Source organism: Sphingomonas sp. IC081 (assembly GCF_006874585.1).
Taxonomy (GTDB): domain Bacteria; phylum Pseudomonadota; class Alphaproteobacteria; order Sphingomonadales; family Sphingomonadaceae; genus Novosphingobium.
This window is the reverse complement of record NZ_CP029761.1, coordinates 793,686-818,377: the sequence shown is the minus strand read 5'-3', so window position 1 is coordinate 818,377 and position 24,692 is coordinate 793,686. Positions and strand designations below refer to the sequence as shown.

Annotated in this window: 21 protein-coding genes; 10 read left to right on the top strand and 11 right to left on the bottom strand. The window is 67.3% G+C overall.

Features of this window, described 5'->3' with window-relative positions:
- The first annotated feature begins 201 nt into the window (after positions 1-201).
- Both DM450_RS03965 and DM450_RS03960 read left to right on the top strand, forming a co-directional pair.
- On the top strand, positions 202-618 hold the full coding sequence (locus tag DM450_RS03965; RefSeq protein WP_185928704.1) for a UrcA family protein: 417 nt from the start codon (positions 202-204) through the stop codon (positions 616-618).
- Between the two features lie 450 nt (positions 619-1,068).
- On the top strand, positions 1,069-1,482 hold the full coding sequence (locus DM450_RS03960) for a hypothetical protein (protein WP_242526203.1): 414 nt from the start codon (positions 1,069-1,071) through the stop codon (positions 1,480-1,482).
- A gap of 300 nt (positions 1,483-1,782) precedes the next feature.
- On the opposite strand, the gene DM450_RS03955 is transcribed toward DM450_RS03960, so the two are convergent.
- The gene (locus DM450_RS03955) at positions 1,783-2,859 is read right to left on the bottom strand and encodes a sensor histidine kinase (RefSeq protein ID WP_185928703.1); all 1,077 of its coding nucleotides are present in this window, start codon (positions 2,857-2,859) and stop codon (positions 1,783-1,785) included.
- 183 nt (positions 2,860-3,042) lie between these two features.
- Here DM450_RS03955 and DM450_RS03950 point away from each other — a divergent pair, with 183 nt between their 5' ends.
- On the top strand, positions 3,043-4,704 hold the full coding sequence (locus DM450_RS03950; protein ID WP_142632692.1) for a M28 family metallopeptidase: 1,662 nt from the start codon (positions 3,043-3,045) through the stop codon (positions 4,702-4,704).
- 1 nt (position 4,705) lies between these two features.
- On the opposite strand, the gene DM450_RS03945 is transcribed toward DM450_RS03950, so the two are convergent.
- A complete protein-coding gene (locus tag DM450_RS03945) occupies positions 4,706-6,250 on the bottom strand; it encodes an ABC1 kinase family protein (protein WP_142632691.1) in 1,545 nt (514 codons plus the stop codon).
- A gap of 153 nt (positions 6,251-6,403) precedes the next feature.
- Here DM450_RS03945 and DM450_RS03940 point away from each other — a divergent pair, with 153 nt between their 5' ends.
- Positions 6,404-6,997, top strand: a complete 594-nt coding sequence (locus DM450_RS03940; RefSeq protein ID WP_142632690.1) for a septal ring lytic transglycosylase RlpA family protein — start codon at positions 6,404-6,406, stop codon at positions 6,995-6,997.
- A 20-nt stretch (positions 6,998-7,017) separates the two neighbouring features.
- On the opposite strand, the gene DM450_RS03935 is transcribed toward DM450_RS03940, so the two are convergent.
- The 3 genes from DM450_RS03935 to DM450_RS03925 form a co-directional block, all read right to left on the bottom strand.
- Positions 7,018-8,745, bottom strand: coding sequence for a transferrin-binding protein-like solute binding protein (locus DM450_RS03935; protein ID WP_185928702.1), 1,728 nt, complete (start codon positions 8,743-8,745; stop codon positions 7,018-7,020).
- A 53-nt stretch (positions 8,746-8,798) separates the two neighbouring features.
- Entirely contained in the window at positions 8,799-10,154 is a 1,356-nt protein-coding gene (locus DM450_RS03930; protein WP_260610159.1) for a surface lipoprotein assembly modifier, read from the bottom strand.
- 208 nt (positions 10,155-10,362) lie between these two features.
- Positions 10,363-10,812: a globin domain-containing protein gene (locus tag DM450_RS03925; protein ID WP_142632687.1), complete on the bottom strand. Its 450-nt coding sequence runs from the start codon at positions 10,810-10,812 to the stop codon at positions 10,363-10,365.
- A 100-nt stretch (positions 10,813-10,912) separates the two neighbouring features.
- Here DM450_RS03925 and DM450_RS03920 point away from each other — a divergent pair, with 100 nt between their 5' ends.
- The 3 genes from DM450_RS03920 to DM450_RS03915 all read left to right on the top strand — a co-directional run bounded on the left by DM450_RS03920 (position 10,913) and on the right by DM450_RS03915 (position 14,066).
- Positions 10,913-11,332, top strand: a complete 420-nt coding sequence (locus tag DM450_RS03920; protein ID WP_142632686.1) for an Rrf2 family transcriptional regulator — start codon at positions 10,913-10,915, stop codon at positions 11,330-11,332.
- A gap of 63 nt (positions 11,333-11,395) precedes the next feature.
- Positions 11,396-11,557, top strand: coding sequence for a hypothetical protein (locus DM450_RS25705; protein ID WP_185928701.1), 162 nt, complete (start codon positions 11,396-11,398; stop codon positions 11,555-11,557).
- 331 nt (positions 11,558-11,888) lie between these two features.
- Complete coding sequence (locus DM450_RS03915) at positions 11,889-14,066, top strand: M3 family metallopeptidase (protein WP_142632685.1); 2,178 nt, start codon at positions 11,889-11,891, stop codon at positions 14,064-14,066.
- Between the two features lie 88 nt (positions 14,067-14,154).
- On the opposite strand, the gene recN is transcribed toward DM450_RS03915, so the two are convergent.
- On the bottom strand, positions 14,155-15,852 hold the full coding sequence (gene recN, locus DM450_RS03910) for a DNA repair protein RecN (RefSeq protein ID WP_142632684.1): 1,698 nt from the start codon (positions 15,850-15,852) through the stop codon (positions 14,155-14,157).
- 122 nt (positions 15,853-15,974) lie between these two features.
- On the bottom strand, positions 15,975-16,772 hold the full coding sequence (locus DM450_RS03905) for an outer membrane protein assembly factor BamD (protein ID WP_142632683.1): 798 nt from the start codon (positions 16,770-16,772) through the stop codon (positions 15,975-15,977).
- A gap of 205 nt (positions 16,773-16,977) precedes the next feature.
- Between DM450_RS03905 and DM450_RS03900 the strand changes: the two genes are divergently transcribed.
- From DM450_RS03900 to DM450_RS03890, 3 genes are all read left to right on the top strand, one after another.
- Positions 16,978-18,759 carry a cation:proton antiporter gene (locus tag DM450_RS03900; protein WP_142632682.1) on the top strand — a complete coding sequence of 594 codons (1,782 nt, stop codon included), beginning with the start codon at positions 16,978-16,980 and terminating at the stop codon, positions 18,757-18,759.
- Positions 18,760-18,867: 108 nt separating this feature from the next.
- Positions 18,868-19,899 (top strand): hypothetical protein, encoded by a 1,032-nt coding sequence (locus DM450_RS03895; RefSeq protein WP_142632681.1) that lies wholly within the window; start codon positions 18,868-18,870, stop codon positions 19,897-19,899.
- Between the two features lie 47 nt (positions 19,900-19,946).
- Positions 19,947-20,195, top strand: coding sequence for a hypothetical protein (locus DM450_RS03890; protein ID WP_260610157.1), 249 nt, complete (start codon positions 19,947-19,949; stop codon positions 20,193-20,195).
- A 603-nt stretch (positions 20,196-20,798) separates the two neighbouring features.
- On the opposite strand, the gene DM450_RS03885 is transcribed toward DM450_RS03890, so the two are convergent.
- The 4 genes from DM450_RS03885 to DM450_RS03870 all read right to left on the bottom strand — a co-directional run bounded on the left by DM450_RS03885 (position 20,799) and on the right by DM450_RS03870 (position 24,617).
- Complete coding sequence (locus tag DM450_RS03885; protein WP_142632680.1) at positions 20,799-21,308, bottom strand: DNA-deoxyinosine glycosylase; 510 nt, start codon at positions 21,306-21,308, stop codon at positions 20,799-20,801.
- A gap of 47 nt (positions 21,309-21,355) precedes the next feature.
- A complete protein-coding gene (locus DM450_RS03880; RefSeq protein ID WP_260610155.1) occupies positions 21,356-23,185 on the bottom strand; it encodes a DUF885 family protein in 1,830 nt (609 codons plus the stop codon).
- 80 nt (positions 23,186-23,265) lie between these two features.
- Positions 23,266-24,207 (bottom strand): glutaminase, encoded by a 942-nt coding sequence (locus DM450_RS03875; protein WP_142632679.1) that lies wholly within the window; start codon positions 24,205-24,207, stop codon positions 23,266-23,268.
- Positions 24,204-24,617: a hypothetical protein gene (locus tag DM450_RS03870; protein ID WP_142632678.1), complete on the bottom strand. Its 414-nt coding sequence runs from the start codon at positions 24,615-24,617 to the stop codon at positions 24,204-24,206. The genes DM450_RS03875 and DM450_RS03870 overlap by 4 nt, the downstream gene beginning before the upstream one ends.
- Positions 24,618-24,692 lie beyond the last annotated feature (75 nt).

Here is a 24,692-nt window from a genome sequence, read left to right as displayed (position 1 = left end):
ATCGCTTGGCCAGGATCGTCGCAACACGGGCGAACAGCAGTCCATGCAGTACCTTCCGGCGAGCCATCGAGCCGGCGGAACAAGCATCTGCACAACTTTGCTTTTTTCGGAATTCGTCCGGGCCGCAGGCAGTTTGCAGGTTCGCGCAGCAGGGAGGCTTCGCGGGCGATGGGAGCTGCACACTCAGGAGGAGTACCCAAGATGCACAAGATCCATTCCACGTTCGCCATGGCCGCCGCCACCGCCCTGACCGCGGCCTCCATGATCGCGCTCACGCCGCCGGCAGCCGCCGAGGAGGTGGTCGTCAAGCATCAGATCGACCGGAACGTCCCGCGGGTCGTGGTGCGCTACGGCGACCTCGATCTCGACAGCCCGTACGGCCGCGATCGCCTGACCGTTCGCCTCGATTCCGCCGTCAAGAAGGTCTGCGGCTTCGCGGATTACCGTGATATTCCGGAATACAGCAACATGATCAGCTGCCGCGACGAATCCACCGGCCGCGCCTATGCAGCGCGTGACGAACTCTTCGCCCAGCGCATGGCCGCCCGCGAACGCGGCGAAACCCTCGCGCTCGCCGGCAGCGGCGGCGGCTCCCTGGCCGTCTTTGCGCAACGCTAGGAAAAATGTGGGATTTCGCACCGGCCCCGCCGCTTGCGCGAGGCCGGTGCGTGATCCATAAATACACCCCCACGCAATTTCAGAACGTTTCCGAAATAAACCCACCAACATCACCTGAAACATACTTGCAAAAGCGCGTGTAGTTATAAAAATAGAGCGAAACGAACTATTTTTAACGTTTATCACTATTATTATTCGCGGAAATCAAATCCGCCAGGCCGGGCCCAAAGCGGTCAGGACGCGGCACCGCATCGGCCGCCCGTCCCTACCCAGCCCCCACCCAGCCATCCCCCAGCCCCACCCCGTATCGGGTTCCCCCGCAGCACGGCAGCCCGCCGCAGGCTCGGCACGCTCCGTCTCCGCGCCGCGCAATTCGTCGCATTGGCTTTGCGCGGCGCCGCGAAGACCGCCAGAGATGCGCGCAAACACCTTCAGGGACGGAGTACAATGATGAGGGGGTCGCTTTTCCTGCGCGCACTGGGCGCGCCGGCTTTCGCAATGGTGTCCGCGGCAACGCTGGCCACCGCATTCGCCAGCCCGGCGCTCGCCGACGATCCGCGCGATCCGACGATGACGCCCGAGGCCATCGCCCGCGACCGGGCCATCATCCGCAAGCTCAACCAGGACCAGCTCGCCTACGTGCGCCAGCGCGATGCACAGTACGCCAAGGGCTGGAAGGCCTATCGCCAGTCGGGCGATGACGACGGCGATTTCGAGGAAGGCGACTACCAGTCCGGCCGGGCCGACTACGCCCGCCAGTCGCGCGACTATGCCCAGGCCCGCCGCGACTACGAGGCCGATCTCGCGCAGTGGCGCCGCGACGTCGCCGCCTGCCGCGCGGGGAATTATTCGCGCTGCCGCTGAGAGACTGTTTGAAAAATGCCCTAAAGGGCATTTTGAGGGCGGCACCAGCCCACTCCCGTCCCGAAGAACACAAAAAGGTCCGGGGGACCTTTTTGCTGAGGGGGCCGACCACCCACAGAATACTGCCGATGGGTGGTCGGGTGGGGGAGTGGGCCGGTGCCGCGAAATTCGCGAAAAAGCGGGCCGGACACAGCGTCCGGCCCGCTTTTTTGTACCTTATACCAAGGTGCGATGATGCTGACGCATCAGCAGCTTGGAACGCCCGGGCGCCGCGCGGCGCTTAACCTAGCTACGGTCATCTCACGTCACCAGTTCGCTCAGCGGCGCCGTGATCTTCAGGCTGAACCCGTCGGCCTCGTAGCGCTGCTCGACCGCGCTGCGGAAACCGAATCCCATGTCGATCAACCGCGAACCGAAGCCCTTGCGCTGCGGCGCGCAGACCGGCGGGCCGCCTTGCTCCTGCCAGTGCAGGGTCAGGCTCTCGCCATCAAGCTCCCACCAGAAGCCGACGCGGCCCGTCTCGTTCGACAGGGCGCCATACTTGATCGCATTGGTCGCCAGTTCGTGCAGCATGAGCGTGAGCGCCACCACCGCACGCGAGCCGATCTGCAACTCCGGCCCGGCAATCGACACGCGCTCGCGGGCGACATGCATCGCGATCGAGGAATGCACCACCTGTTCCAGCGAGGCCTCCGACCAGTCCTGATGGATCAGGACGTCATGGGCCTTGCCCATCGCCGCCAGCCGCGACGAAAAGGCGTCCAGCGCCCCCGGCTCCGCCGAGCCGCGCAGGCTCTGGCGCGCGATCGCCTGGACGAGGGCGAGCGTGTTCTTGAGGCGGTGCCCCAGTTCCTGGTTGGCGAGCGCCAGCGCGGCCTGCGCGCGCATCTTGCCGGTGGTCTCGACCACGGTGTCGAGCATGCCGCCGATGGAACCGTCGGCCAGCCTGAGCGGACTGTAGCAGAACGTGAACCAGGCCTGCTCGCGGTAGCCGAAACGCTCGACCTCCAGCGGGAAATCCTCGATGTAGGTGGGCTCGCCGGCAAAGGCGCGATCGGCGATCGGGCCGATGATTTCCCATGCCTCGGACCATATATCGGCAAACGAGCGCCCGAGCGGGGCCGGCTTGTCGCCCAGGATCGGCACGAAGGCATCGTTGTAGAGCGTCGTCAGCCCGGCGCCCCAGATGACCGCCTTGGGGAAACGGGAATCGAGCATCTGCTGGACCACCAGACGCAGTTCGACCGGCCAGTCCTCACGCGGACCCAGCGGGGTCGTGCTCCAGTCGAAGGCGGCAACCTGCTCGCGCATGCCGGGGACGGCATGCGGCTCGCCCGCCGATGCGCAAGGCAGTCCCGCAAGAGGGGCGGCGGTCATGAAAGGCGGATCTCTGTTCTCCCTAGCGATCCAAGGTAGTTCACAGCATTTCGGATAAAATCCGTCGCTTGTCCAAGACATTCTGCTTCGCTTCGCTTCGCCTCCCCGCCCCTGCTTCCACCGGCGCCGCGCCGGACCAGAGCAGGCTTGCCTCCCCTGCCCCGCTGCCTAAAAGCGGGGGCCATGAAAAAATCCCTCCTTGCGCCCGTCACAGCGCTGCTCGCCTCTGTCTGCCACCCTGCCATCGCGCGCGAGGCCATCGATGCCGACCGCATGGTCGCCGACGTCAAGACGCTCTCGTCCGATACCTTCGAGGGCCGCGCGCCGGGCACCGTTGGGGAGGAACGCACCATCGGCTACCTGATCGCGCGCTTCCAGGACATCGGCCTCCAGCCGGCCGGGCCGGACGGCCAGTGGGTGCAGAAAGTGCCGCTGCTGCACACCAAGCTGGGCGCGCCCAGGACGCTCGCCTTCGCAGGGCCCAAGGGGCCGATGCCGGTGACGGTCGCCAAGGACATCTACATCTCCACCCTGCGCCCCGAGGATACCGCCCGGATCGCCGGCGCGCCGGTGGTCTTTGTCGGCTACGGCGTGCATGCGCCCGAGCGCGGCTGGGACGACTTCAAGGGCATGGACCTCAAGGGCAAGGTCGTTGTCTTCCTCATCAACGATCCCGACTTCTACGCGAAGAAGGGCGAGCCCGCCGCCGGCAAGTTCGGCGACCGGACGATGACCTACTACGGCCGCTGGACCTACAAGTTCGAGGAAGCCGCGCGGCAGGGCGCGATCGGTGCGCTGATCGTGCATGACACGGCGGGTGCGGGCTATGGCTGGAACGTCGTCACCAGTCCGGGCGGCGAGAACTACGACATCGTGCGCAGCAAGGACAAGCTCACCAGCCTGGCGCTGCAGGGCTGGCTCTCCGCCGACGCGGCGACGCGTCTGTTCGCCTCGGCCGGGCTGGACCTTGCAAAGCTTTCGGTCGCCGCGCGCCGTCCGGACTTCAGGCCGGTGGACCTCAAGGGCGTGACCTTCGATGCCGAGGTCCCGGTCGCCCACGAGGAAGTCATGAGCCACAACGTGCTGGCGCAGATCCCCGGCACCACCCGCAAGGACGAGACGGTGATGTTCGGCGCCCACTGGGACGCCTACGGCAAGGGTGCGCCCGACGCCCAGGGCCGCATCTACCGCGCCGGCGCCAATGACGACGGCATCGGCATCGCCGGCATCCTCGACATCGCCCGCGTCATGAAAAGCGAGCCGGCGCCGCAGCGCACGGTGGTCTTCGCGGCCTGGACGGCGGAGGAGCGCGGGCTGCTCGGCTCCGAATACTACGCCGCCAACCCGGTGTTCCCGATGGAAAAGACCGTCGCCAACCTCACCATCGACGTGCTCCAGACCGCGGGCGCGGCGAACGACGTGACGGTGATCGGCAAGGGCCAGGACACGCTGGAGGACGACATGGCGCGCGTCGCCGCGACCCAGGGCCGCCGCGTGACGGTCGAGAGCCTGCCCGAGCGCGGGCTGTTCTACCGCGCCGACCACTTCTCCTTCGCCAAGCGCGGCGTGCCGGTCATGCTGATGATGGGCCTTGCCGGGGCGGCCGACCTGAAGGACGGCGGCGTCAAGGCGGGGCAGGCCTGGATCGATGCCTATACCGGCCAGTGCTACCACCAGGCCTGCGACGCCTGGTCGCCCGAGTGGAAGATGGAAGGCGCGGTGCAGGACGTCGAACTGATCCGCACCATCGGCGAGGAACTGGCAGGTTCCGCCAAGTGGCCGCAGTGGAAGCCGGGCTCCGAGTTCAAGGCCGCGCGCGACACGTCGGACGCGGTTCGCCGATAACTCAGGTCCAGTGGATCAGCAGGTCGGCGGCGGCGTGGAGTACCACGGCGCCGCCGACCAGCCATCCGGCCAGCTTCACGGCCCCCGCCGTGCCCTCATCCCGGGCAGGCTGCGGCGAGGCTTCCAGCCGCGCCGAGGCCGCGCGCAGGAAACGCGGCACTTCTTCCGCCACGCGCGAAAGTTCGAGCAATGCCGCCTCCAGCCTGTCCGGCGCGGCAAGGCGCTGCAGGCGCGAGGCGACGAGCTTGCCGCGCATCCGCTCCAGCGCCTCGGACAAGTCGAAGTCCGGCGCGATGCCCGACAAGACCCCGTCCATCGTCACCATCGCCTTGAAGATCAGCACGAGGTCGGGCGGCAGCACCAGCCCCTGCTGCCGCAGCAGCGGGAAGAAGTCCGCGACCATCGCGCTGAGCACCAGCGATCCCGTGCCGTGGCGCGCCACGAGGCGCTCGGAAGCGGCAAGCAGCCTTTCACGCGGGACCTCGCCGCTCTGCGACCAGGCCGCCAGCATGTCCGCCACGCCGCCGGGGTCGCCGCTGCGCAAGGCAAGGATGAAGGTCAGGAACTCGTGCTGGCGGCGCGGGCTGACATAGCCCACCGAACCGAGATCGAGCAGCGCCAGCCCGTCTCCGGGCAGGCATAAGAGGTTCCCCGGATGCGGATCGGCATGGAACCGGCCGCTCACCAGCACCATCTCCAGCACCAGCTGCGCGCCGAGCGCGGCGATGCGCGCGGGGTCGATGCCCGCCGCCCTGAGCGCCGCCGGATCGCGGGGCGGCACACCCTCGACATAGTCCATCACCAGCACCTGCTCGCCGGTCCATTGCCAGTGGATGCGCGGCACCGTGACCCGCTCCAGCGCGGCAAGATCGGCGCGCAGCAGGTCGGCATTGCGCCCCTCACCCGTAAAATCGAGTTCGGCGAGGATTTCGCGGCCAAGCTCTTCGATCATCGCGGCGGGCCGCATCCGGCGCACCGCCGCGCTGCGCGCCTCGGCGATGGCGGCAAGATGGCGCATCAGCCGCAGGTCCGCCTCCATGCGCGCGCGAATGCCGGGGCGGCGGATCTTCACGACCACCTCGGTGCCATCCTCCAGCCGCGCGCGGTGGACCTGCGCGATCGAGGCGGCGGCCAGCGGTTCAGGATCGAAATGCGCAAAGACGCTTTCCGGCGGCCCGCCCAGCGCGGCCTCGACGTCGCCGCGCAGCATCGCGAAAGGAATGCGCGGTGCATCGCTCTGGAGCTGCTCGAAAGCCGCGATCCACGGATCGGGCAGCAAGTCGCGCCGGGTGGCGAGGATCTGGCCGAGCTTCACGTAAGTCGGGCCGAGCGCCTCCAGCGCCGCGCGCGTGCGGGCCGGCAGGTCGCGCGCTTCCACGCCCTCGTCGGCGGCCCCGCCGCCCCGCCCCGGCCCCAGACCCAGACCCAGTCCCGGCCCCAGACCCAGCCGCATCGCCAGCGCCTCAAGGCCGAACCGGACGATCACCGCCGAGACTTCGGCCATCCGCCCCCGATCACGCGCGGCCACGGCTATCGACTTGAACATGCGTCGCTCCTTTTCGCGGTGGACAACCTGCGGCCGCCCCGCCCGGTTCCGCCTCCCGCTCCGCCTGCCCGCCCTCCCCCGGCGCCCAGCCGATTGGACAGCGATTGGACGCCGATTGGACAGCGCCCCCCGCGCGGGGTTAGGAACCCGCGCATGAGCGGCAGTTTAACCGGGGCGCTGAGGCCCCTCCTCGCGATAGTCCTGATTTCGGCGCTGGCGGCCTGCGGCGGCGCCCGCTACCGCCCGGTCAGCGACACCCCGGTGCGGGTCGGCCCGCCCTACACGGTGCGCGGCGTCACCTACACCCCCGCCCGCCAGCCGGGCTACGACGTGCTCGGCTATGCGACCTGGTACGGCAGCGAGTCCGGCAACCGCGCCGCCAATGGCGAACGCTTCCGCCCGGGCTGGATCACCGGCGCCCACAAGACCCTGCCGCTGCCGAGTTATGTCGAAGTCACCGCGCTCGACACCGGCCGCCGCATCCTGGTGCGCATCAACGACCGCGGCCCTTTCGGCGAAAGCGCGCGCGTGATCGACCTCTCGCGCGGGGCGGCGGAGGCGCTCGGCGTGCGCGGCAAGGGCAAGGCCGCCGTGCGCGTGCGCCTGGTCGAGCCCCCCGAAAAGGACCGCGCCGCCCTGCGCAAGGGCAAGGCGGCGCAGGAACTACCCCCGATCAGCCCGCAGACACTGGCGAACCTGCAATCGCAGTTCGAACGGGGTGTCGGCCCCGGCGTGGGCACGCGCTGAACCGGGATCAGCCATGCCCGTCAGTCGCGCTTGCCGCCGAACGCCCCCGCCATATAGACCGGGTCGAGCGGATGATTGGGATCGACCCCCTGCACGCCGCCGAACATCGCCGCCATCTCGGCAGCATCGGGTCCGTAAAATGAACCGTCGAGCCAGGCCGAGCCACGGAAGCGATCAAACTCGATGTTACCCGTAAACTTCGCCCCGAACTGGGTCGCCGAGAAGCCGTAACTTCCGAAATCGACGATGCGACCGTTGGCGCGGTTGACGCCGCTGATGTCCAGCGTTCCGACCGGGGAGGCAGCATTGCCAAAGTCGACCGACATGTGGGCAGTGCCACCCAGATCGAACCCATCGGTGGTGTTGGCGCCAATGCCGATAAGCGTGGCCGTGTACGTCGCCCTGCCGGATGACGGGAACGACACGGTGGGCACCCCAAAGTGGAAATACTCTCGATAGGTTCCCCATCCGTTTACGGCACCATCGGGGTTCGCTTGTTGGTAGTAGCCGAACGACGCATAGGTGAGCTTGATTTCGGGGTTGGCCGAGCCGACCCGATAGAGATTGAGAGACGCACCTGCGCCATTGTCGTAAGTCGTGAAGCGTCCGTCCGCACTTGTGGCCGCCTGGCTCGCCAGAAAGCGCACCGTACGATCGTAGGAATCGGAGTAGCTCCAGCTAGGCCCATCCGCCTCGTATCGCAGGTCGGCACCATCGCGAGCCGGCCACGAATATCCCATCAACGTACCATCGGCAGTGGACTCGTGGACCCACATTTGCGCAGCATAGAGGACAAAATCCTGACTGACGTTCAGGTTGACGAGATTGGTGTTGACCCCGGTGGTTCCCTTGCGCCCCATCACGGTCCCGACAATCCCACCATTTCCGGACGTGCCTTTACCATAAAAGGCAGCGCCGACTTCTTCGCTCTCGGGTCCGTAGAAGCGCCCATCGAAGGTACCGCTAAAGCCCGTCGTCGTGGCAAGCGAGAAATTGCCGCTAAACGCATTGCCCGACGCCATTGCCCCGGATCCCCGGAAGGCTGAAGGATAGAACCAGGACGAGCCATCAGACCAGTTCTCGCTAACCCCGACATCGACCAGCATCTGCCCGGAACCGAAGTCGACCGAGAGATTGCCTGCCCCGGCGTAGGAGGTAAGTCCCGCCGATCCCAATAGAACGACATCGTAAGTCCCGGCCCCACTGCGCGGAAGGTTCGCATCCGGGGTTTCGACGCCATAAGTGAAAGCGTCGATCGTGCCGTCGACCTTGCTGCTGTCCTGTCGGGTCCGCTCCCAGAAGCCGGAGCCGACATATTGGTAATTCAGGGCACCCGAGGTACCGGGCTTCGTCAGCAGAAGGCTGTCTTGGGTGTCCCCCTTCTTGCGCGAGTAGGTAACCTGATCGGCGTTCTGGTTATCGATATCCGCATTCGTGAAAGTCTGTGATCTCCCCGCCGTCGATACCGTATACCCCCCGGTCTTCGCGTCATACCCGAAAGTGAGGCTGGCTTTAGCAGCCGTCACTTTCGGTGCATCGCCGTTCAACGGATAGCTGCCAGTGCCGGTGGCCGCGTTGTTTGTAAAACTCTCGCTGACAAGCGGAGCGACGAGATCTTCGTTCGTGGGCGTAGGCGCCGGAGTGGGCGTAGGTGTCGGCGCCGGAGTGGGCGCCGGCGTGCTGTTGACGTCGCCGCCGCCGCCACCGCAGGCGGCCAGCATCAGGCTCAGCGTCGTCAGCGAAGTCATCGTGGCAAGCTTAAGAGGTCGCACCCTCGTCATGAACTCTTCCCCTGTTGCGATCAGAATGCCGAAGTGATGCCGAATTCGGCAGCCACGCGGCGGTAGTCGTAGATTTCGATGGTCGAGCGGTTGCGCTCCCAGCGCAGGCGCACCAGCGGCGCGAAAGTGCCGACGTGGAGCGCGCGCAAGGTCGCCGCGATGCTGGCCGAGTAGCGATCCTCCATCCGCCGTTTCGGATAGAGGAACAGCCGCTCGTCCGCTTCCAGCCGGCTGTAGCCCAGGGTGCCGACCAGCGTCGTGCGGCCCAGTTCGCGGAACAGGTAGGCCGAGACGCCGCCGCTCGCCAGCGAGTAGCCCGGATCGCGCACCGCCTCGCGGAACCCGTAGACCTGCAGGCCGCCGCCGAGCCGCGCCGAGAAGGCGCGGTCGAGGCTGACCGAGAGCGTGTAGTCCCAGCCGGTCTGCAAGGGATTGCGGCGGTTGTCGACATGGCTGGCCCCGCCCTCGACCCGCAGTTGCCCGCGCTTGCCCATCGGGTGCTGGATCGCCGCCGTGCCGCCCAGGCCCAGCGAATAGGGATCGAGCCCGTACCAGCGCCAGGTCGGCCCGGCCGACAGCGTCACCAGATCGCGGCCCGAGGTGAACTGCGGCCCGCTCTGCAGCGCCAGCGAGATGTCGTCGAAGCGGCTTTGCCGGTAGAGCGTCGCGCTGGTCGACAGCCGCGTCATCAGTTCGGCGCCCCGGGTCAGCCCCAGCCGGACATAGCCCTGCCCGCGCAAGTTGACGCCGAGCCCGGACCTGGCCTGGGCATCCTCGTCGAGCGTGAAATCGCCGATCACGGTGCCCAGCTTGTCGCCCCGGGTCGCGCGGTTGATGTTGCTGTCGGGCGCCAGCGCAAACTCGACCGAGCCGCCAAACGGCTTGTTCGCGGTGAGCGCGCGGCTGTAGAAGCGGACCAGCTGCTCGACTTCGGGCGGCAGGCCCGAGGCCGAGGCGGCGCGCAGTTCGCGGCGGGCGGCAGCCAGGTTGCCCATCTGCGCCTGCATGCGCGCCAGTTCGAGACGCACGCGCGCCGCGCCCGGCTTGTCGTCGAGAATCCGCCGGAGTTCGAGCGCGGCGTCGCCGTAGCGGCGCTGCTGGTCGCCCAGCATCATGGCCAGGCGGAAACGCGCCTCGGTGCGGATTTCGAGGTCGGGGTCCTGGGTCAGCGCGCGGTAGGCGGCCTCGGCCGTGGCGAAGTCCCCACGCGCGCGCGCCTCGTCAGCCAGCGCAAAGACTTGCGCGGCGGAAAAGTTTCCGGTGGCGGCTTGCGGGCCGGTCGCCAGCCCTGCGGCACGCGCGGGTCCGGTATCGGCAGGTGCTGCCGCCCCGTCACCCGGATCCTGCGCACACGCGCCGGTTGCGAGGCCCGCCAAGACCGCCGCAACCAGCCAATGTCGAATGGAAATATCGCACCCCTGTTTGTCAGGGCATTACGATAAAAACCAAGTACTTGTCCATATGTATGCAGGAAAATGGCCCCGGATACAGCGGTGCCAACAGCAATTGTCACCGTTACATTCCGCCGAGGCAGGTAACGCGCCCGGTTACGCGCCCCGGTTACGCCCCCGGTTACACGCCCGGTTATGGGGCTGCCTGCTCCGCATAAAGCTCGGCTTCCTTGCCGATCAGGATATCGGCCAGGAACCAGTAGGCCTCGCTCCAGGCGGCCAGCACCTCGTCGCTCGCCGCCTCGCCCAGCACGTCGCGGATCGCGGGCAGCAGCGCCTCGGCCACCAGCGGATAGTGCTCGGCCCTGACGCCGGTGTCGACATGGCGCTGGACCATGCGGGCAACCGCGCCGGTAAGGTTCTGCAGCTTGTCGACGTTCTGCGCATAACCAAGGATCGCGGCGGCGAGACGGCGCGGCTGCTCGCCCGATTCCTGCGCGGCCTGGTCGAACATCGCGCGCACGCCCTCGTTCTGGAACAATCGCTCGTACATGCGGGTGGTGATCGTCACGCCGTGCTCCTGGAGCGCGGGCGCGGTGGCCTTGATCGTGGCGATCGTGGTTTCGCTGAGAGGAGCTGCCATGGTCCGACTCGTCCTTGTCCTGCTAAAAGATGCAAACTGGATGCATCTATACGTGGCGGCAGAAAGATGTAAATAGGGGGCATCATTTAAGGAGAAGCCCGTGCGCCTCACCGCGCATACCGACTACGCCCTGCGCATCCTGCTCCATGCCGCGATGGATCCCGAGCAGCTGCTGTCGATCGCCCAGGTGGCGCAGGCCCATGCGATCTCGCGCAACCATGCGATGAAAGTGGTGAATGTGCTGGGCAATGCCGGCCTCCTGGAGACGGTGCGCGGGCGCGGCGGCGGCTTTCGCCTCGGCCGCGCGGCGGGGGACATCACGCTGGGCGAAGTGGTGCGGCTGACCGAACCCCATCTGCAGCCGGCCGATTGCGGCAACTGCCTGCTGCAGGCGGCCTGCGGGCTGACCGGCCTGCTGCGTCAGGCGGTCGGCGCTTTTCTCGCCGAACTGGATCGCCACACGCTGGCCGATGCCGCCGCGGGCACCCGCCTGCCGTTCATGCTAACGCCGCGCGCATGAAATAATCCTCACCGGGAACCTTCGGCATCCCCGTGCGTTTCACGATAAAGAGGAGAGAATGCCATGAATATCGGTGCCGAGATTCCGTTTCGCCGCAGCCATTTTGCGCGGCGTACGGGCTCGCTCATTTTCGACCGCCAGCGTGAAGACCGCCTGCGCCAGAGCACCGAGGGTGAACAGGCCCCGATGCGGATCTGGTCGAACGGTCGCTTCCGGCCGAACTGACGGCGCACCCGCACAAGGCACCGACCTGGCCGAGATCCCCCGGCGGCGGCGCAAGTCCTGAATGAAGGCGCCTGGCTTCAGGGCCTTGATGACAGGAACGGGTGACCGTCGACGCGCCGGAGCGCAACAAGCTTGCGCTCCGGCGTTGCCATGCTTGGCATATGCAAAAGCCCGAATGGCATGTTGCGCAATCACGCGCGCCCACCCCGGCAAGCGCTTGCAAGCCCCGGTTTTCTGCGCTTCAACCCGTTCACCGACCAATCGCGGCACCCCGCACCCCCGGCGCGATCCCTCGCGCCCCGCCCGGTGCCGCCGTCAGGAGAACTGATCGATGAAGACCCGGCTTATGGCCGCCGCCGCCCCGCTCGTACTCGGCGCCGGCCTGCTTGGAGGCATGCCCATGACTGCCCTTGCCAAGGATGCTCCGGCCAAGGATGCTGCCGCCGCTGCCGCCCCCGCCTACAGCGGCCCCTTCGCGCAGCCGAGCACCCTGCCCTTCCACGCCCCGGACTTCGCCCAGTACAAGGACAGCGACTGGCAGCCCGCCATCGAGGCCGCGATTGCCCAGAAGCGCGCCGAGATCGCCGCGATCGCCGGTAGCAAGGCCAAGCCCAGCTTCCAGAACACCGTCGTTGCCATGGAACGCGCCGGCGGCATGTACGACCGCGTCTCCAACGTGTTCGGCCAGCTCACCTCGGCCAATACCAATGACACGCTGGACGCCGCCGAAACCGCGCTGAGCCCGCAGATTTCCGCGCTCAACGACGACATCTACCTCAACGACGCCCTGTTCGCCCGCGTCAAGGCGGTGCACGACAGCGCCGCCGGCAAGGCGCTGAAGGGCGAGGACGCGATGCTGCTGTCCACCACGTACGCGCGCTTCGTCAATCGCGGCGCGCTGCTGGCGCCCGCGCAGAAGGCGCAGCTCAAGGAGCTCAACCTCGAAATCGCGACGCTGGAGACCAAGTTCTCGCAGACGCTGACCAACGGCACCGCCGCCCATGCGGCGGTGTTTGACAGTGCCGCCGAACTCAAGGGCATGAGCGCGGACGCCATCGCCGCGGCCGCCAAGCGTGCCGCCGATCTGGGCAAGCCCGGCAAGTACGTGATCCCGCTGCTCAACTTCACCCAGCAGCCGGCGCTGACCGAGCTTCAGAACCGCGATGCGCGCAAGAAGCTGTTCGAGGCCAGCGTGACCCGTACCAGCTCGGGCGACCAGTTCGACACCACCGGCATCGTCAGCCAGCTGGCGGTGGCGCGCGCCAAGAAGGCCCGGCTGCTCGGCAAGCCCGACTTCGCCACGCTGCAGATGTACAGCAGCATGGTCACCTCGCCAAAGCAGGCGATGGACTTCATGAAGGGCTTTGTCCCCGCCCTGCGCGCCCGCCAGGACAGCGAGGCGGCGCTGCTCACCGCGGCCGCCAGGGCCGACGGCGTGACCGGCGATCTCCAGCCCTGGGACTGGAGCTACTACGCCGAGAAGGTGCGCAAGGCGAAGTACGACCTCGACGAAAGCGCCATCAAGCCGTACTTCGAAGTGTGGAACGTGCTGGAAAACGGCGTTTTCTACGCCGCCACGCAGACGTACGGCATCACCTTCAAGCGCCGCACCGACCTTTCGGGCTACCACCCCTCGATGCGTGTCTACGAAGTGTTCGACAAGGACGGCTCGTCGCTGGCGCTGTTCTACTATGACCCGTTCTCGCGCCCCAACAAGAAGGGCGGCGCCTGGATGAACAACTTCGTCGACCAGTCCTACCTCACCGGCAACAAGCCGGTCATCGTCAACACGCTGAACATCGACCCGCCTGCCGACGGCCAGCCGCCGCTCGCCAGCTGGGACAACGTGACGACGATGTTCCACGAATTCGGCCACGCCCTCCACGGCTTCTTCGCCAGCCAGAAGTACCCCTCGCTCTCGGGCACCAGCACCGCGCGCGACTTCGTGGAGTTCCCCAGCCAGTTCAACGAGAACTTCGCCACCGTGCCGCAAGTGCTGCAGCACTATGCCAGGCACTACCAGACCGGCGCACCGCTGCCGGACGGCCTGCTCGACAAGATCGAGGCGGCGGGCAAGTTCAACCAGAGCGTGGCGCTGGGCGAGACGCTGACTTCGGCGATGCTCGACATGTCGTGGCATACGCTGACGCCCGAGGAGGCCGCGCAGCCGCCGATGGCCTTCGAGGCCAAGGCGCTGGCCGAAACCGGCCTGCGCACCGACCTCATCCCGCCGCGCTACAAGACCCCGTACTTCCGCCATATCTGGGACAACGGCTATGCGGCGGGCTACTACGCCTACATCTGGACCGAAGTGCTGGCGCACGACGGCTGGGCCTGGGTGGTGAAGAACGGCGGCATGACCCGCGCCAATGGCGACCACATCCGCGCCAGCTTCCTTGGCCAGGGCCACTCGAAGGACTTTGCGGTGATGTACCGCGACTTCACCGGCCACGACCCGAGCGTCGAGCCGATGCTCGAAGCCCGCGGCCTGACCGCCGGCCAGAAGTAGGAACGAACAAACGGCCAGGCCGGAACCTGCCCGTTTTTTCATGCGGTTTTCCGAATCGTCAGGTGATCCCGCCTGATTGGGAAACGCCCTAGGCGCGTTCGAGCAGCCGGTTTGCCTGCGCGCGCGCTTCCTCGGTCACTTCCGCGCCCGAGAGCATGCGGGCGATCTCTTCCTGCCGCTCGGCATCGCTGAGCGGGGTCACCGACGTACGCGTCACCGTGCCTTGCGAGGACTTGGCGATCATGAAATGCCGGTCACCGCGCGCCGCGACTTGCGGGCTGTGGGTGACCGCCAGCAGCTGCCCGCCCTGCCCTTCGCCATCCCGGCCGGCCCCGCCGCCGTTCGCCAGGCGTGCCAGACGCTCGCCGATGGCATCGGCCACCGCGCCGCCGACACCGCGGTCGATCTCGTCGAAGATCACCGTGGCGGCGCCGCCTTCTTCGGCCAGCGCCACCTTGAGCGCGAGGATGAAGCGCGAAAGCTCGCCGCCCGAGGCGATCTTGGCGAGCGGGGCGAAGTCCGCCCCGGGGTTGGTGCTGATGAGGAATTCCACCGCGTCCATGCCGTGCGCGCCCCAGCGGTCCTCGCCCAGCTTGACCACCGAAGTCTGGAACCGCGCGGCATCGAGCTTGAGCGGGGCGAGTTCGGCGGCGACCGCCTTGTCGAGCCGCTTCGCCGCCGCTCGGCGCACGTCGTGCAGCGCCTCGGCGTGCTTGCGGTACGCCAGCGCCGCCTTCTGCGCCGCCGCCTCGAGCCCGGCCAGATGCTCCTCGCCGCCCTCGATGGCGTCGAGCGCCTCGCGCATCTCGCGCATCCTGGCGGGCAATTCGTCCACCGCGCAGAGCTGCTTGCGGGCCGCGGCGCGCAGATCGAACAGCCGGGTCTCGATCCGGTCGAGTTCGTTGGGATCGAACGCCAGTGCCTCCGCCGCGCGTTCGAGCTTGTCCTCCGCCTCGCTCGCCTCGATCACCGCGCGGTCGAGCGCGGCAAGCGCATCGCCCAGCAGCGGATGCTCGCCGGCGATCCGGTCGAGCCGCCGGGCGCCGGTGCGCAGCTTCGCCAGCGCCGAATCGGACCCGCTCCACAAGTGCTGGAGCGCGGTGAGATCGTCGGTGAGCTTCTCGCCCTTCTGCATGTCCGCACGGGCATGGGCGAGTTCCTCTTCCTCGCCCTCCTGCGGGGCCAGCGCGGTGAGTTCGGCAAGGTGGGCCAGCAGCAGGTCCTGGTCCTCGGCCGCCTTGGCCACTTGCGCGCGGGCGGCATCGAGCGCGCCCTGGGCGCTGCGCCAGGTCTTCCACGCCGTTTCCACGACCGCCGCGTCACCGCCGGCGAACCGGTCCAGCAGCGCGCGGTGGCCCCTGGGGTTCACGAGGCCGCGATCGTCGTGCTGGCCGTGGATCTCGACCAGCGCGGGGGCGATCTCGCGCAGCAGGGCAACGCTGACCGGCTGGTCGTTGAGGAAGGCGCGGCTGCCGCCGTCGGCCTTGAGCTGGCGCTTGAGGATCAGCGGTTCGCCCGGCTCGATCTCGAGGTCCGCCTCGTCGAGCAGGCCGCGCACCGCGGCAGGCAGCGCCGCAAACTCGAAACTGGCGGTGACGCTGGCGCGGTCCTCCCCGGCGCGGACGAGGCCGCTGTCGGCGCGGTTGCCGATGACAAGCCCCAGCGCGTCGAGCAGGATCGACTTGCCCGCCCCCGTTTCACCGGTGAGAACGCCGAGACCGCGCCCGAAATCAAGGTCGAGCGCTTCGATCAGCACGATGTTGCGAATGGCGAGCCGGGTCAGCATGTTCGCGTTGCGTTCTAGCGAAAAGATTTTCGCCCGTCACGCCCCTATCGCACATCCGCACACGAAAACACCGGCCACTCCCAGGAGCGACCGGCGCCCAACGGGTTCGCGGGAATCCCGCCTCAGGCGGCGAGGTTACCCGGCGCGTGGCGGCGCATCAGGCGATAGGCGCGCTGGTACCACTTCGACTGCGGGTAGTTGTTTTCCAGCACCGCCGCGGCCTTCTGCGCCTCGTCCGGGATGCCGAGGGCGAGGTAACCCTCGACCAGACGGAACAGCGCCTCGGGCGTGTGGCTGGTGGTCTGGAAATTGTCGACGACATTGCGGAAGCGCAGCGTTGCCGCCAGCCACTTGCCGCTGTCCTCGTAGGAGCGGCCGATGGTCATTTCCTTGCCGGCGAGGTGATCGTTCACCAGGTCGATCTTGAGCTTGGCGTCCGAGGCATAAGGCGAGTTCGGATAGCGGCGCATCACGTCGGTCAGCGCCTGCTTGGCCTGTTCGGTGGTCTTCTGGTCGCGCGTCACGTCGCTGATCTGCTCGTAGTACGAGATCGCCACGAGGTAGTAGGCGTAAGGCGCGTCCTTGTTGCCCGGGTGGATCGAGAGGAAGCGCTGCGCCGACTGGATCGCCTTGTTGTAATCGCGCGAGGCGTAATAGCTGAAAGCGCTCATCAGCTGGGCGCGGCGGGCCCAGGGCGAATAGGGATGCTGACGCTCGACTTCGTCGAACAGCGCGGCGGCGGCGCGGGTCTGGCCCTTGTTCAGGCGGTCCTGCGCGGCGGCGTAGAGCGTGTCGACGTCGCGCGCGACATAGGCAGTGTCCTTGTTCTTGCCCCCCCGCCCGGCACAGCCGGCAGTGAGAACGAGAGCCCCGGTAGCGGCGGCAAGGAGAGCGATCTTGAAGCGCGAGCGTTCGAACATGGGGCCGGTCTATAGACAGCGCTTTGCTGAACGCCAAGTGAAGTTACGCGCCTTTACACTTTGGCGTGAGCGACCGCCTGGAAATTCGCGACCAGCGGATTTCGCGGACCGAGCGGGCAGCGGGCGGGGGAGCGGGCCGGCGGCCGGAAATATATCCGGGCAACCGCATTGTCTGCGCCTGCGGCCCTGCCATAGTGAATGGACAATGGCCGGTACCAACGCACTTTCCTCCCCCGTCATGTCCGACGCGCTCGTCATCCTGGGCGCGGCGGGCATCGTCATCCCCGTGTTCAACCGCTACCGCATCACCCCGGTGATCGGGTTCATCCTTGTCGGCCTGCTGGTCGGGCCGTTCGGGCTCGGCCGGCTGGTGTTCGACCATCCCTGGCTGTCCTGGGTGACGATCACCGATCCCGACGGGCTGGAGATCTTTGCCGAGTTCGGCATCATCCTGCTGCTGTTCTCGATCGGCCTCGAACTCTCGTTCGCAAGGCTCTGGGCGATGCGGCGATTCGTGTTCGGGCTGGGCTCGCTGGAACTGCTGCTGATCTGCGGTTCGCTGACTTTCGTCTTCGCCACGCTGGGCCAGAGCCTGACCGGCGCGATGGCGCTGGGCCTCGCGCTGGCGCTGTCCTCCACCGCGCTGGTGCTCAAGATCACCAATACGGGCACCCCGGTCGGCCGCGCGGCGCTGTCGATGCTGCTGTTCGAGGACATCGCCCTTGTCCCCATCGTCTTCCTGCTCGGCGCGCTGGCGCCCCATGCCAAGGGCGCGGGCATGGACGGCCTCATCCACACCCTCGTCTGGGGCACCGGGGTCGTCGCAGTGTTGCTGGTGGCGGGACGTTTCCTGCTGCCGCCGCTGTTCGCGCAGGCGGCGCGCACCAAGAGCCCGGAACTGTTCCTCAGCGCCAGCCTGCTGGTGGTCATCCTCGCCTCGCTGGCGACGGCGGCGACCGGCCTCTCGCCCATCGTCGGCGCGCTGGTCGCCGGGCTGCTGATCGCCGAGACCGAGTACCACACCGAGGTCGAGGAGATGACCGAGCCGTTCAAGGGCCTCGCCCTCGGCGTGTTCCTCATCACCGTGGGCATGCGGATCGACTTGTGGGTGGTGTGGGAGAACCTCGGCTCGATCCTGATCGCGACGGCGGGGGTGATCGTGCTGAAGGCGATCGTCACCAGCCTGCTGCTGCGCCTGATGGGCGCGCGGCGCGGCACGGCGGCGGAGACCGGCATCCTGATGTCGAGCCCTTCGGAAACCACGCTGATCGTGCTGAGCGCGGCAGGTGCGGCGCAGCTGATCCAGCCCGGCACCGCGATGTTCTGGCAGATCGTCACCGCGCTCGGCCTCACCGTCACCCCGGCGCTCGCCAAGATCGGCAAGATCATGGCGCGGCGCGTGGAAGGCGTGGAGGCCCCGCACCAGCCGGTCGAGGCGCCCGACAAGCCGCCGACGCTGATCGTCGGCTTCGGCCGCGTCGGCCATCTCGTCGCCGACATGCTGACCCGCCATGGCCGCCCCTATCTGGCGGTGGACAGCAATACCGACATCATCACCGAGGGCCGCCGCCGGGGCTATACCGTCGCCTTTGCCGATGCCGCGCGCGGCGATGCCATGCTCCGCCTCGGCGTCGCCAGCGCGGCGGCGGTGATCGTGACGATGGACGAGCCGGTCTCCGCCCAGCGCATCGTCCGCAAGCTGCGCGCCGATTTCCCGCACCTGCCGATCATCGCCCGCGCCCGCGATACCGACCATGCCGGCGTGCTCTACCGCGCCGGCGCCACCCATGCGGTGCCCGAGACGCTGGAAAGCTCGCTGCAACTGTCCGAGGCGGCGCTGGTCGAGATCGGCGTGGCGATGGGCCCGGTGATCGCCTCGATCCACGAAATGCGCGACGAATTCCGCGAGCAGATCATGGAACAGGGCGGCCTTGCGCAGAAACCGGCGCTGCGGTCGGGGCAACTGCGCGAGGCGGAGAAGGCCTGAAAGTCCGTTTGAAAATTCGCGAAACGCGAATTTAGCGGCTCCGGCCCTCTCCCCAAAATGCCCATTTGGCATTTTTCAAACGGACGCTGAACTTTCAGGAGAACGCCGATGCCAGCGATGAGGACCGCAGCCGCACACAAGCCCTTGCAGAATCTTGCGCAGAATCTTGCATGGCTGGCGTTTCCGCTCCTCGCCATAGCGCTGGCGAAACTGGCCGGACACAGCGAAATTGCCTGGCGCCACCCCCGCATCGCCGCGCTGCTGTTCGTGTGGATCGCCGCCGATACGCTGGTGCTCTCGCTGATGGCGCGCAGCACGGATCATCACCCCTCGCGGCAAGCCGTGCTGGCGCGGCTGGCGGCAGCGGCGCTGGTGGTCCTGCTCGGCGCGCCGCCTGCGGTGCGCATGGGGCTTGGCGCGATGCCCGCGATCTGGGTGGCGCTGATCCTGACGGTCCTGCTCCACACCGGCTGGTCGCTGCTGCGCGCGGGGCAAGCATGGCGCGGCGGCGCTCCCGGCGAGCGCTGGCACCGCGCGGCAATGCAGATCGTGCCCGAGCCGCTATGGCGCCTGGCCATGGCCGAAGTGACCGTGCTGCGCCTGGCGCTGACCGGCTGGCGCGCAAAACCGGACGTACCTGCGGCCGCCCTGCCCTTTGCCTACCACCGCCATCTCGCGCCGATGATGGGCGTGCTGCTGGCCCTGCAGGCGATCGAGATCGGCGTGATGGACGTGGTGCTGCGGCTGTGGAGCCCGCGCGTGGCCAACCTGCTGCTGGAACTGGGCATCGTGGCGCTGCTTTATTTCGTCGGCCTGATCCGCTCGCTGCGCCTGCGCCCGATCCTGCTGACCGCGGACGGCCTGACGGTCCGCAGCGGCGTGCTGGCCGAGCAGCGCATCGCCTTTGCCGAGATCGCGCAGCTCGCATCCGAAGTCACCGCCGCGGAAGTGAAAGCCGCCACAACGCGCAACATGGCGCTGCTGGCCTGGCCCAACGTGATCGTCCGCCTCGCCCGCCCCATCGCGCGAAAACCCCTGCTGCGGGAACGCCCGCCGATCCGCGCGCTCGCCTTCCGGGTCGACGATCCCGCCGCCTTCCATGCCGCGCTTGCCGCGCGCCTTTCCCAAGAAACCCGTTAACAAGCCCGGCCAATTGGTCCAGAGGCGCTCCTTTTTCGGAACATACGATGAGCGAAGACGAAAACCCCGCCGAAACTCCGGCAGAAGCCCCCGTCGAACCCGGCACGCTGGGGCGCACCCAGAAACGGCTGCTGCGCCGCATCTTCAATGGACGCACCACGCCGGTCGTGGTCGATGACCAGCCGTTCCTCACCTACAAGGAAGCGCTGCGTTACCTCGAAACGCTGCCGCAGGAGGCGATGGATGCGGCCTACGCAGTGATGAAGCCCTATGCCGACCGCAAAGCAGGCGATTGATCGGCCGGGATGGGGTGCGTTGCCGTCACCCCGCCCATGCCGAGCTTGTCGAAACATGGGGAGGCGCTGCGCCACGCCCGCCGGGGGCTTTGACAGGCCCAGCCTGAGCGGGTGGCGATGTCGATTTTGGATGCGAAACGGACATGAGGTCGGGTACGTTGCCAAGATGCTATCCCTAGTCCGCTTTTCATCCGCCGCGCCGCTGGCGGCGTTTCTTCTGGCCGCAGGAACTGCCAATGCCCATGCGGAGTGTTACGACGTAAAGATTGTAGGAAGTATCGTCAGTCAACACAGGGGCGAAGTCCGTGAACGCAAGGGCTTCATAAATTTTACGTTTCCCTACGCCCTTGAAATCGAGGTCAAAAAAGTCCTTGAAGGAACGGTAAAATCTTCTCGGTTGGCTGTCAGGTCCATTCAACACATGGCGGAGCCGTCTGAGCCACGCACCTGGAGGCTTCGACGTAATTCTGCAGGTTCTTATAATCGGGTTGAGGACGCGGAGCGCCGATGTTCGTTGCAGGCTCCTCCAGCCAAGCCTCTCCCGTCTGGATACCGTTAACCGCAATGGTGGCGCAAAAAGCCGCCCCAAACACCACATTCGCCCTAAGTCAAATACCCCTCGATCTGCCGCCACGCCGCCAGCTTGGCCGCTTTCGACATACTGGCATGGGCCCCGCTGGATGACGGCAGGTCGAGCAGCGCCCAGCGGCTTTCGCTACCGGATAGCTGCCGCCGCCCGTCCCTGGCCGCCTTGCCGCCGTTGAAACCGATCAGGCGCAGGGACGGCAGCGTTGCGGCGAAGGCGGCCAGATCGCGGTGCGTCGCCTCACGAATGGCGGTGTCGAGACTGCCCTGCCGCCGCGCGCTCTCGATCACGTCCCACAGGCCGACATGACGGCGCAGCAGCCGCGCGAGCCGCTCGGCATAAGGGGCGGCGGCAAGGTCCTGTTCGCCCAGCACTTCGCCCAGCAGCCACCAGAAGGCATTGCCGCGATTGGCGTAATACTCGCCCGCCGCCAGCGATTTCTCGCCGGGCAGGCTGCCCAGCAGCAGCACGCGGGTATCCGCGTCGGTTACCGGCGCAAAGGCGGTCTTGAGCGGGGTATCGGCCATGGCCTTTCAACACAAAGGGCGGGTCTGGACCCGCCCTCTCCTTTCCGTCACGCCGCCTTCTTCGCCGCGATCCAGCGGTCGACCGAGGCCGAGAGCACGTCGAGCGGCACCGGCCCCTGCGACAGCACCAGATCGTGGAAGGCGCGCAAGTCGAACTTGTCGCCCAGCGCCTTTTCCGCCTTGCCGCGCAGTTCGCGGATGCGGATCTCGCCGATCTTGTAGCCCAGCGCCTGACCCGGCCAGGAGATGTAGCGGTTCACCTCGGCATCGATATTGGCGTCGGTCAGCGCGGTGTTGGCCTTCATGAAGGCGACCGCGCGGGCCTTGTCCCAGCCCTTGGCGTGGATGCCGGTATCCACGACCAGACGGCAGGCGCGCCACAACTCGTAGGACAGTCGGCCCATCATCTTCTCGTTGGTATCGTAGAGGCCCATCTCCTCGCCGAGATACTCGGAATAGAGGCCCCAGCCCTCGACAAAGGCGGTGAAACCGGCCGCGTACTTGCGGACCGGCGGCAGGTCCTGCTCCTGCTGGAGCGCGATCTGGTTGTGGTGCCCCGGCACCGCCTCATGCGCGGTGAGCGCGGGCAGTTCCCAGAGCGGGCGCTGGTCCAGCTTCGAGGTGTTGACATAGTAATTGCCCGCGATCCCCGCCTCGGGCGAGCCGGGGAAATAATAGGCGGTGGTCGTGCCCTCGGCGGTTTCGGCCGGGATCGGCTTGATGCCGTAAGGCAGGCGCGGCAGCTTGCCGAAATAGCGCGGCATCATGCCGTCGATGCGCTTGGCCTGCAGCGCGGCGACCGCCAGCAGGTCCTCGGGAGACTTGGCGAAGTACTGCGGATCGCTCTGGATCTTGCGAATGAAATCGGCGCGGTTGGCATAGCCCGCCTTGCCCGCCACCGCGTCCATGCGCGCGGTGATGCGCTTCACTTCGTCGAGGCCGATCTGGTGGATCTGGTCGGGCGTGAGGTCGGTGGTGGTGTGGATGCGGGCCTGCAGCGCGTACCATTCCTTGCCCTGCGGCAGCGTGGAGGCGCTGTCGTTCTTGCGGCAGGCGGGCTGGTATTTCGCCTCGAACCACTTGCGCAGCCCCCGGTATTCGGGCGTCAGGGTGTCGCGGATGATGGTGACCGCACGGGCCTGCATCGCGCTCCACTCCGCCTCGCTGATCGAGGCCGGACGGGTGCGGGTGAAGGGCGCGTAGAAGCGGGTGTCCTCGGGCCTGCCCTCCACCGGGCCGGAGAGCGTCTGCGCGGTATTGCCCAGCACCGCGCACGGCAGCACATAGCCCTCCGCAATGGCGCGGTTGCTGATCTCCAGCGCCTGCGCGTTGTACCTGGGGAACTGGGCAAGACGGTCGAGATAGGACTGGTAGTCCGCCTTGTCGTTGAGCGGCAGCGAGTTCGCCAGATCGGCAAAACCCTGCGCCCAGTTCGAATAGGTGGTGAACAGCATCATCCGCTCGCCGAAGCGGTTGCCGTCGATGTCGTCCTTGAGCATGCGCATCAGCACGCCCTTGTTGGTGCGGCCACCTTCCGACAGCTGCGCATCGGGAATGGCGGCGAGCTGGTCGTAGAAGCGCTGCTCCTGCGCCGCGTTGCGGTCGGCGGCGGCAAGGCTCATGTCGGGCATCTTGCCGTCGGCGCCGTGGTCGCCCAGCGTCGAGGCAAGGAAGGGATTGATCGTCAGCGTCCACGTCCAGTGCGCGTCCAGCACCGCCTGAAGCTGCGTTTCCGCCGCGGAGGGCGCTGCGGCGACGGGCGTCTGGGCTTGTGCAGGCGCGGCCAGTGCGCTCGTGGCCAGACCGCTCGTGCAAAGCAGCAGCGCCAGCGCCAGCGAGCCGCGCACACGGCGCGCGGTAGACATGCGATCGATCATGGTAGTCCCCCGGGGATCTCAAAAGATGGCGCGGAACCTGCAATCTCGCCAAAGGCTTGGCAAGGGCGGCGCCCGGCTTTTTACAGACCTTCCGAAACGCGCGGCTCGAACACCGACCAGCCGGTGCGCTGCACCAGCCGCTCCAGCGCGAGCTGGCCAAGCTGCGAATTGCCGCTGGCGTTGAGCCCGGGCGACCAGACCGCGATGCTGGCGATCCCCGGCGCCACCGCGAGGATGCCGCCGCCCACCCCCGACTTGCCCGGCAGGCCGATGCGGTAGGCGAAGTCGCCCGAGTTGTCGTAGTGGCCGCAGGACATCATCAGCGCATTGATGCGCCGCGCGCGCTTCTCGGTGATGACGCGGTGACCGTCGGACACCCCGCCGCCCATCAGGAAGCGCCCCGCCATCGCCAGCTGGCGGCACGACATGGCGAGCGCGCAGAAGTGGAAATAGGTGCCCAGCACCAGGTCGACCTCGCCCTCGATATTGCCGAAGGCGCGCATGTAGTTGGCCAGCGCCTTGTTGCGGAAGCCGCTGTCCTGCTCGGCGCGGGCCACGGTCTCGTCGATGGCGATGGTATCGTCGCCCGCCAGTTCGCGCACGAATCGCAGCATCTGCCCGATCGCCTCGCGCGGCTGCAGCCGCCCGAGCAGCACGTCGCACACGACGATGGCGCCCGCGTTGATGAAGGGGTTGCGCGGGATGCCGTGCTCGGTCTCGAGCTGGACGATGGAGTTGAACGCACTGCCCGAAGGCTCGCGCCCGACCCGCTGCCAGAGCTGGTCGCCCACCGCGCCGAGCGCCAGCGTCAGCGCAAAGACTTTCGAGATCGACTGGATCGAGAACGGCTCCTCGGCATCCCCAGCGGTGTGCACGGTGCCGTCGGCCATGACCACCGCGATCCCGAACCGGGTGTCGGGCACCAAGGCCAGCGGCGGGATATAGTTCGCCACCTTGCCGCGATTGTCGGCAAAACGCAGTTCCTCGGCGATCCCGGCGATCAGGGTGGGGATCGGGGTCATGGGGTACCGGGTTCGCCGCCGTGATGCGCCACGGCAAGGCCGTAAGGCTGCTTCAGGGGACGCAGCCGGAATGCGTCATCCCAGGACGATGCCTCCGCCTGCCCCGGCGATGACAGCCGTGCCCGAAACGCGTTCCCGGCCGGTAGCAGTTCAACCTCGGTAATGAGATCATCGCCGCCGCCCGAGCCTTCATAATGCTCGACAAACCGGAGCCGATACCGCCCATCCACAAGCCTGACCGGCACGATGTGCGACACGTTGCACCAGCCCTCGCACAGCACGACTTCGGCCATCAGCCTTTCGTCACTGCGAAACAGCCGAAGCTCCAACCCACCAAGATCGCCGGTCTCGCGCGATTCATGGACCGAACTGAAGATGCCTTCCGGAAACGCGGTCGCCTGCGCCGCCACACAGGGCGGCGCGGAGCAGAAGAAGGCAGCGTAAAAGACAAGGCCAAAGACAAGGCGAAAGCCGGGGCGAAAGCC

What these genes read in the sequence shown, in the direction of transcription:
- DM450_RS03965 (WP_185928704.1), top strand. Translation starts at nt 202, where the DNA reads ATGCACAAGATCCATTCCACGTTCGCCATGGCCGCCGCCACCGCCCTG.
- DM450_RS03960 (WP_242526203.1), top strand. Translation starts at nt 1,069, where the DNA reads ATGAGGGGGTCGCTTTTCCTGCGCGCACTGGGCGCGCCGGCTTTCGCA.
- DM450_RS03955 (WP_185928703.1), bottom strand. Translation starts at nt 2,859, where the DNA reads ATGACCGCCGCCCCTCTTGCGGGACTGCCTTGCGCATCGGCGGGCGAG.
- DM450_RS03950 (WP_142632692.1), top strand. Translation starts at nt 3,043, where the DNA reads ATGAAAAAATCCCTCCTTGCGCCCGTCACAGCGCTGCTCGCCTCTGTC.
- DM450_RS03945 (WP_142632691.1), bottom strand. Translation starts at nt 6,250, where the DNA reads ATGTTCAAGTCGATAGCCGTGGCCGCGCGTGATCGGGGGCGGATGGCC.
- DM450_RS03940 (WP_142632690.1), top strand. Translation starts at nt 6,404, where the DNA reads ATGAGCGGCAGTTTAACCGGGGCGCTGAGGCCCCTCCTCGCGATAGTC.
- DM450_RS03935 (WP_185928702.1), bottom strand. Translation starts at nt 8,745, where the DNA reads ATGACTTCGCTGACGACGCTGAGCCTGATGCTGGCCGCCTGCGGTGGC.
- DM450_RS03925 (WP_142632687.1), bottom strand. Translation starts at nt 10,812, where the DNA reads ATGGCAGCTCCTCTCAGCGAAACCACGATCGCCACGATCAAGGCCACC.
- DM450_RS25705 (WP_185928701.1), top strand. Translation starts at nt 11,396, where the DNA reads ATGAATATCGGTGCCGAGATTCCGTTTCGCCGCAGCCATTTTGCGCGG.
- DM450_RS03915 (WP_142632685.1), top strand. Translation starts at nt 11,889, where the DNA reads ATGAAGACCCGGCTTATGGCCGCCGCCGCCCCGCTCGTACTCGGCGCC.
- recN (WP_142632684.1), bottom strand. Translation starts at nt 15,852, where the DNA reads ATGCTGACCCGGCTCGCCATTCGCAACATCGTGCTGATCGAAGCGCTC.
- DM450_RS03905 (WP_142632683.1), bottom strand. Translation starts at nt 16,772, where the DNA reads ATGTTCGAACGCTCGCGCTTCAAGATCGCTCTCCTTGCCGCCGCTACC.
- DM450_RS03900 (WP_142632682.1), top strand. Translation starts at nt 16,978, where the DNA reads ATGGCCGGTACCAACGCACTTTCCTCCCCCGTCATGTCCGACGCGCTC.
- DM450_RS03895 (WP_142632681.1), top strand. Translation starts at nt 18,868, where the DNA reads ATGCCAGCGATGAGGACCGCAGCCGCACACAAGCCCTTGCAGAATCTT.
- DM450_RS03890 (WP_260610157.1), top strand. Translation starts at nt 19,947, where the DNA reads ATGAGCGAAGACGAAAACCCCGCCGAAACTCCGGCAGAAGCCCCCGTC.
- DM450_RS03885 (WP_142632680.1), bottom strand. Translation starts at nt 21,308, where the DNA reads ATGGCCGATACCCCGCTCAAGACCGCCTTTGCGCCGGTAACCGACGCG.
- DM450_RS03880 (WP_260610155.1), bottom strand. Translation starts at nt 23,185, where the DNA reads ATGATCGATCGCATGTCTACCGCGCGCCGTGTGCGCGGCTCGCTGGCG.
- DM450_RS03875 (WP_142632679.1), bottom strand. Translation starts at nt 24,207, where the DNA reads ATGACCCCGATCCCCACCCTGATCGCCGGGATCGCCGAGGAACTGCGT.